This is a genomic window from Patescibacteria group bacterium, from assembly GCA_018817085.1.
In the GTDB taxonomy this organism is placed as follows: Bacteria; Patescibacteriota; WWE3; order CG2-30-40-12; family CG2-30-40-12; genus CG2-30-40-12.
This window is the reverse complement of the sequence record JAHIUT010000066.1, coordinates 1-6682: the sequence shown is the minus strand read 5'-3', so window position 1 is coordinate 6682 and position 6682 is coordinate 1. Positions and strand designations below refer to the sequence as shown.

The 6682-nt window shown below is 37.7% G+C and carries 10 protein-coding genes; 2 read left to right on the top strand and 8 right to left on the bottom strand.

The features are described from left to right. From KJ678_04380 to KJ678_04350, 7 genes are all read right to left on the bottom strand, one after another. A partial coding sequence (locus tag KJ678_04380; protein ID MBU1017367.1) for a lamin tail domain-containing protein occupies nucleotides 1–857 on the bottom strand: 857 nt, incomplete at its 3' end. 50 nt (nucleotides 858–907) lie between these two features. Then, nucleotides 908–2131, bottom strand: coding sequence for a hypothetical protein (locus KJ678_04375; GenBank protein ID MBU1017366.1), 1224 nt, complete (start codon nucleotides 2129–2131; stop codon nucleotides 908–910). Continuing rightward, a complete protein-coding gene (locus KJ678_04370) occupies nucleotides 2131–3009 on the bottom strand; it encodes a permease-like cell division protein FtsX (protein MBU1017365.1) in 879 nt (292 codons plus the stop codon). The genes KJ678_04375 and KJ678_04370 overlap by 1 nt, the downstream gene beginning before the upstream one ends. Continuing rightward, entirely contained in the window at nucleotides 2999–3670 is a 672-nt protein-coding gene (gene ftsE / locus KJ678_04365; protein ID MBU1017364.1) for a cell division ATP-binding protein FtsE, read from the bottom strand. Before ftsE ends, KJ678_04370 begins: the two co-directional genes overlap by 11 nt. Before the next feature lie 6 nt (nucleotides 3671–3676). Then, entirely contained in the window at nucleotides 3677–4060 is a 384-nt protein-coding gene (locus KJ678_04360) for a hypothetical protein (protein ID MBU1017363.1), read from the bottom strand. Between the two features lie 40 nt (nucleotides 4061–4100). Beyond that, the gene (locus KJ678_04355) at nucleotides 4101–4343 is read right to left on the bottom strand and encodes a hypothetical protein (GenBank protein MBU1017362.1); all 243 of its coding nucleotides are present in this window, start codon (nucleotides 4341–4343) and stop codon (nucleotides 4101–4103) included. A 251-nt stretch (nucleotides 4344–4594) separates the two neighbouring features. Further along, nucleotides 4595–4885: an NYN domain-containing protein gene (locus tag KJ678_04350; protein ID MBU1017361.1), complete on the bottom strand. Its 291-nt coding sequence runs from the start codon at nucleotides 4883–4885 to the stop codon at nucleotides 4595–4597. Nucleotides 4886–4981: 96 nt separating this feature from the next. Between KJ678_04350 and KJ678_04345 the strand changes: the two genes are divergently transcribed. After that, nucleotides 4982–5464, top strand: a complete 483-nt coding sequence (locus KJ678_04345; GenBank protein MBU1017360.1) for an NUDIX domain-containing protein — start codon at nucleotides 4982–4984, stop codon at nucleotides 5462–5464. Nucleotides 5465–5706: 242 nt separating this feature from the next. Beyond that, a complete protein-coding gene (locus KJ678_04340; GenBank protein ID MBU1017359.1) occupies nucleotides 5707–6270 on the top strand; it encodes a dCTP deaminase in 564 nt (187 codons plus the stop codon). Nucleotides 6271–6352: 82 nt separating this feature from the next. On the opposite strand, the gene prfB is transcribed toward KJ678_04340, so the two are convergent. Beyond that, nucleotides 6353–6682 (bottom strand): peptide chain release factor 2 (gene prfB, locus KJ678_04335; GenBank protein ID MBU1017358.1); only part of this gene is annotated, 330 nt, incomplete at its 5' end.

Genomic DNA, 6682 nt, shown 5'->3' with positions numbered 1-6682 from the left:
TAACTTGTTTCGTCCACCAAATCCCCATTGGGATTAAGCAAACGGACGGAATCCCCACCAACATTGTTAAACCTGTTGGAAAAACCCGATATAACAAAATATGAATCTTTTTTAACCACAAGACTCTTTCCCAGCTTTTCCTCATCCAAAACCCAAGGGGAGGACCCCCCATCCTCAATATCATCAATTTTCCAGCCTGTTAAATCCAATTCTTCGCCGGTGTCGTTATAAATCTCCACCCACTCATTCTCACCTTTACTAGGGCAAGCCATAAACTCGGTAATTTTTACATTGTCTGGGTAATTAATTTCTTCTTCCTCCTCCCGCACCACTTCCGAAGTGGTACTCTGGACTGGATTAACCGCGCCTTTGGTGGGCGTAGAAAATTCCCAAACACCATCAATCAAAGAGATGGAATAATCTGCTTTCACATTCTTATATGAAAGGCTAGCCACCACTTTCTTTTGTGAGTCTAAAAGCCGTACCTCATCCCCTGTATTATTTAAAACCCCCTTAACTATAAAATCCAAAGCTATATAGGATCTAGGAGACACTATCGTAGTAGTAACTAGACAAGGATTCCTGGAGGATGTTTCATCGGAATCATCTATATACCAACCGGTTATGTCCAATTCCGTATCACTCGGATTGTACACCTCTATCCATTCATACCCATTATCTGGAGGGTTAGGATAAAACTCTGTGATTCTTATTAAAAGGGATGGGGTTATATCAACTACTTCGGGACTGGTTGCAGAGTAGGCAGGAGAAAAAGATAGAGCAGTAATAAAACAAAAAAAGAATAAAACTGCTAAAAACTTGTTAACTATTGCGTTAATAAAAAGTTTTAGATTCATTTACAGTCTAGAACCCTTTAACCCCGCCCCTACGCGCTATTTTAGGCTATCTACTGAATATGCCAATAAGCGCTCCAAAAATCGTCATCATGTTTTATCAAAGCATAATGAGCCCCATATCTATCCGTACCATAATAAACTGTGCCGTCATCAATAGCATAAATAGGCGCGCCATGATAAGCCACTAAATCTATACCCAAATGGAAAAGATATCCTGCTTGCCCAGATTGCGCGAAAGGGGTATTTCCAAACTCTTGAGTAATATATTTGTAATCTATCGGCTTATGAAGACCATTTTCCCCGTCTATGTAATCAGTTGGGTCATCAACACAATTCGAAGTTATATACCCATTTTCAAAACATGTGAATATCATAAAATCCAAATGGGTCCCGCATGTCGGGCACCCCCCGCTAGGTCTTGGATATACATTCCCAGTATTACCTTGTAACCCTATAACATCCCCCTTGGATACATACTCCCCGCTTAATCTCCCAGCTATAATATCCGACAGAGCGTTACCCAAAGCTTCTCTAATGGCTTTTTCATCTTCTCGCAAAGTTTTTAGCATCTCTTGATAGTTTTGCTCATCCCCCTTTGTAACTTCTAGAAGCCTTGCCTTTTTATCTTTCTGTTCTTGAAGCTCGCTTTGATACAATTCTGTATTTCTCTTTTCCTGCTCAACCGCCAACTTTAGGGCGTCTACTTTCTTTTTTTTATCCTCCAATATAACTTTCTGACTAGTAAAATTTTGCTTTGTCTCTTTAAATTCCAATAAAAGTTTATTATCCTGCTCCTGCGCGACCCGAAGGTACTTTAACCTATTAATAACATCCGAAAGACCGTTAGCGCTAATAAATAAACTAAGAGAAACTTCCCTTTCCGATTTATATCTAGCGCGTACGCGCCCCTCTAAAATTTTTTCCTGTTCCCCCAACGCTTCCGAAACTCTGTAAATCCTTTCAGCAAAACCTTCCACTTCTTTACTTAAAATCACAAGTTCTTCTTCCTTCTGCGCTATCTTTACTTCTGATTCTTTGATCTTTAATTCTGCCCAACCGATTTTACTATTTACATAATCTATTTCGACTTGCAAATTTTTTTCTGTATTTAGCAAATCCCCAATTACTCTCTCCACTTCAACAATTTGCTCCCTTATACTATTGTACTTATCAAGCAACACCGACTCCTCCGCATACGAAACCGCTAGATTAAAAACGGCAAATAATAAAATTGTTAAAACCGTGGAGAATAAAACAACGCGGGCGAATTTCATTAGAGTTTTAAGTATTTTCTTAAAGCAACTATACTTCCAAAAGCGCCAAGAAATGCCCCAAACAAAACTTCAATACCCAAAAGCGCCAATACCGTAAACGGAGTGAAAGCGGGAATGGGAATACCAGAAAATACATTATTAAAATAAGGATAAATAAAAGGCAAAAGTACTACAATAAATATTGTAGAAAGCAAAGCGGCGCTAACCCCATAAAAAACACCTTGCGCTAAAAACGGGCTTCTAATATACCAATCAGACGCGCCAATCAAACGCATAACCACAATCTCTTCTTTTTTGGAATGAATCACTGAACTAACCGTAACCAGCACTACTAAAATTGAGATGAGAGCTAATATACCAATCAAGAAAACGCCAGCGTATTTTATGGTATCCGCCCATTTTTGAAATGTTGAAATAACATCTTTATAATAAACCACCTCCTCAACACCATCCACTTTCTCCAACAACCCCGCTAAATTAGGCAAATCTTTAATATTTTTCGCCCTAACATCCAAACTTGCCGGGAAAATACTGCTGGAAATAGATTCCAATAACAGGGGCTCGCTTTTATGCTGACCCATATATATTTTTAACGCTTCTTCTTTTGAAACATAAACTACCCCCGCCGTTAAATTCGTTTGTTCCAATTCGGACTTAAAATTAAGTATGTTTTCCTCCGTGGCGCTATCTTTAAAAAAGGCGGTGATTTGCGCCTTGGATTCAAGATACCCTAAAACCACATTTGAAATATACGCCGAGATAATAAAAAGACTCGCCATAAAAAAAGTTAGCGTCATCACAAGAACCGAAGTAGCTGTGGACCACCCGCTTCGTTTTACATTTGTCAGCATTACTTTTACAACTTTCTTAAGATTCATTTTTATTACCTTTCAACAACTTTCCTTTATCAATTTTAATGTTTCTTTTATTTAAAGCTGAAACCACATCTAAATTGTGCGTGGCAACAACTACAGTAGTACCCCACCCATTTATTTTATCCAGAAGATTTATAATTTCCCACCCCGTTGCGGGGTCAATCATCCCGGTAGGCTCGTCCGCCAACAATATTTTTGGTTCGTGGACAAGAGCCCGCGCTATGGCAACCCTTTGCTTTTCCCCGCCGGATAAAAAATCCGGAAAAGACATAGCTTTTTCGGATAGACCCACCAGAGAAAGCACTTCCATAACCGATTCCTTAATATTGCTATCTTCCCGCCCAACAGCTTCAAGAGTTAAAGCCACATTCTCAAAAACAGTTCTGCTATTTAGCAGTTTAAAATCCTGAAAAACGAAACCGATTTTCCGCCTTAAATTTGGTATGTCTTTAGATTTTATATTGCTAACGGGGTCTTCGTCCACAAAAACCTCACCTTGCGTAGGGACTTCTTCTTTAATAATGAGTCTTAGCAAAGAGGTTTTTCCCGCCCCGCTTGGTCCTGTTATAAAAACGAATTCTCCTCCCTTTATCGCAAAATTGATTTCATCTAAAGCGGTTGTGCCGTCGGGATATTTTTTTGATACATTTTCAAATACAATCATATTAATTTACCTAAACGCCACAGCCTCAACTTTTAACACACTTTCACCAGTTGCGTTTTTTTGCAAAACCCCTGTTACCTCAACATATCTACCTTCCGCAAGCGTAAGCTTAGCATCATCTGCCGTAAGACCCACCACTAATTTTCCATCCGCATCTATAAGTTCGTATGAAGACGCGCCTGAAGGAACCACTTTTCCAGTATATTTAGTCATCCCGGAAGAACCTGAAGGAAGTTTAATGTATCCTGATTCTGAATCAGTTTTATTAGTGGTATCGTAACTAACAAGATTGATGTCCTTTTTACTAGAAGAGAAAAAAACTTTAAAAAGGACGAGAGACACTAATAATATGCTAAAAAAAGCCATTAAGAGGACAAATCTTTTCTCCATAATTTCATTATACACTAATTTTTAAATTATGAAATTATTATCACAGGTTTTGCAAGGGTTTAATACTCAAAACCGATTCAATTCGCTCAACTCTAGCCCGAAGTTTGAGATATTCGTGGTCAAAGAAATCCACAATAAGTTTCTGGTCATTTTTGATTTTTTTGATATCCTTTTTTATATAGTTGAATTCAGGTCTAACTTCGCTAAGTATATCTGATGATAACTTTTCGTTGTTTTCTAGAACAATATTCTTGATATTTGTTAAATCGCTTTTGGTTAGCATATATTTAATTTAGCAAAATTTATATTTGAAAACAATAGTTTTAATATGGCCTACCCCACCTTCAATAAGATAAGAAGATAAGACGGGGGAAATGGCGGAGGTATAAGTTCTAATCCCAAATAGGGATAGCTATCCCTATTTGAAATCCCTGTTTAAAAAAATTTGAGCAGTGTACTTGACAAAACAACTAGATTCTTGCTAATATCTAAACAGAATACACATTGAAAAATACCTCTAAATGGTTTCGTCCTTTAGCGGTGTTTTTCTTTGTACTCCAGTTTTTTGCGTAAGTTGCCCATAAAAACTATTTTCTCTTTAGCCGTTTTCTTTAACAAAGACGAACAAGTTTTTTTATAAGGACTTATAACTATCTCCAACTTCTTATTTTTATACAAATGGTTTACCAACGAATAAAAATCTCCGTCGCTAGTTATCACAACAGCTTTATCGTATTTTTTATAGTCCAACATCGCTTGTAAAACAATGTCCGCGTCCACATTTCCTTTTACTTTACCTTTCTTATCCTCCTCAATTAGGGTCAATTAGGGATAGACCCAATTTGGGTCTATCCCAAACTGGGTCTATCCCTATTTATCCTTATTTAAATTTAAAACAGGAATTGTGTATAATAGCAATATATGAATACGAAAAATCTACCATATAGAAAAGGTGTAAACGCCTATGTTATTGACAGTCAAAATAATTTTCTACTCGTGCAAAAGAAAAGTTATGGGGAAAATCAATGGGATGTTTCTGGAGGGGGTTTGGAGGAAGGGGAAAGTATGGAAATAGGTATTCTAAGAGAATTAGAAGAAGAACTGGGAACACACAAATTTAAAATATTGGCAAAAAGCTCCAAAATAGACAAATACGAATGGCCAAAAGAGGCGCGGGAGAACGGATATAGAAAACACGGCAAGTGGTGGCGAGGTCAGAAAAAATATCAATTTCTTGTAAAATTCATCGGAAGCAAAAACGAACTAAAAGCGCAAAAAGAAGAAATAAGGTTAATAAAGTGGGTTCCTTACGAACAGCTAGAAGACACACTCTATAGTGGTGGGTTATCTCGTGAGCTAAATCTTGGGGCGCTTTTACAAGATATCCTTGCGCCTCTTTTATAAGTTCGTATTTTCTTTTGAATTCCATAACTAAATGTTATCACAAACACCAAGGGATAAACAAAGGAGTCTCCTTCTTCAAAGGAAACTCCTTGGAATTAAACCCTCAAAATATGAAGGGGGATGCGGTTCAGTAGACTAGTCTACTGAACCAAGACTATTCCATTACCTTCAAGGTGGTAGAGAGGCTTGAAAATTGTTAAAATACATTTAGTTATAGGAAATAATTTTCAGCCCCTAAATATATGATTTTATCAGATAAAAATATAAAAGAAGCGCTTGCTCGTGGCGATATAAACATATGTCCGTTTGATGAAAAATATCTGCAACCAGCATCCGTTGATTTACATTTAGACAAACATTTTTTAACTTTTGACACAAAATCAAATTGTGTCATAGACCCAAAGAAACCCATGGACGACATGATGAAGGAAATCGTAATAGATGAGAATCTGCCCTTTGTGCTACACCCTGGTAAGTTTGCTCTCGGCTTAATTTATGAAACAACGGGAGTGTCCTCAAAATATGTTGGCCGGTTGGAAGGGAAAAGTTCCATAGGTCGAATGGGCTTGCTTATCCATATCACCGCGGGTTTTCTTGACCCAGGGAATTCTCTTAAAATGACGCTGGAACTTCATAACACAGCAAATATGCCCATTCTGCTCTATTACAAAATGCCTATCGCGCAAATGGCCTTTGAAGAATTATCCTCGGAGTGTCAGAAACCATATTCCAAAAAAATGGGCAGTAAATATGTTGGGGATATAAAGCCACGAGCAAGTCAAATGTGGAAAAATTTCATCAGCTAAGATGATAATAACTGTCCCACCTTCAAGGTGGGACTGTGAGAAAGGCGGAGGTACAGGTTATAATCCCAATTTGGGTCTATCCCTATTTATTCAACTGCCGTAGCTCGGATTCAATGAACATATCCAATTCCCCGTCCAAAACCGCTGTGGGATTCGAACTTTCAACTTCGGTTCTTAAATCTTTAACCATTTTATACGGGTGCAATACATAAGAACGAATTTGGTTCCCCCACCCCGCCGTTTTATGAACTCCCTTCGCTTTTAATTTCTCCGCCTGAATTTTTTCTTCTTCTATCGCATATAACTTGCTTTTTAAAAGTTTCATAGCAATTTCGCGATTTTTTCCTTGATACCTTTCGGTTTGACATTCTACAACAATACCGCTTGGAATATGTTTAATCCGCACGGATGT

Bases quoted from the DNA above. Each gene is read 5' to 3' on its own strand.
- KJ678_04375 (MBU1017366.1), bottom strand. From the start codon at position 2,131: ATGAAATTCGCCCGCGTTGTTTTATTCTCCACGGTTTTAACAATTTTA.
- KJ678_04370 (MBU1017365.1), bottom strand. From the start codon at position 3,009: ATGAATCTTAAGAAAGTTGTAAAAGTAATGCTGACAAATGTAAAACGA.
- KJ678_04360 (MBU1017363.1), bottom strand. From the start codon at position 4,060: ATGGAGAAAAGATTTGTCCTCTTAATGGCTTTTTTTAGCATATTATTA.
- KJ678_04340 (MBU1017359.1), top strand. From the start codon at position 5,707: ATGATTTTATCAGATAAAAATATAAAAGAAGCGCTTGCTCGTGGCGAT.
- KJ678_04355 (MBU1017362.1), bottom strand. From the start codon at position 4,343: ATGCTAACCAAAAGCGATTTAACAAATATCAAGAATATTGTTCTAGAA.
- KJ678_04345 (MBU1017360.1), top strand. From the start codon at position 4,982: ATGAATACGAAAAATCTACCATATAGAAAAGGTGTAAACGCCTATGTT.
- ftsE (MBU1017364.1), bottom strand. From the start codon at position 3,670: ATGATTGTATTTGAAAATGTATCAAAAAAATATCCCGACGGCACAACC.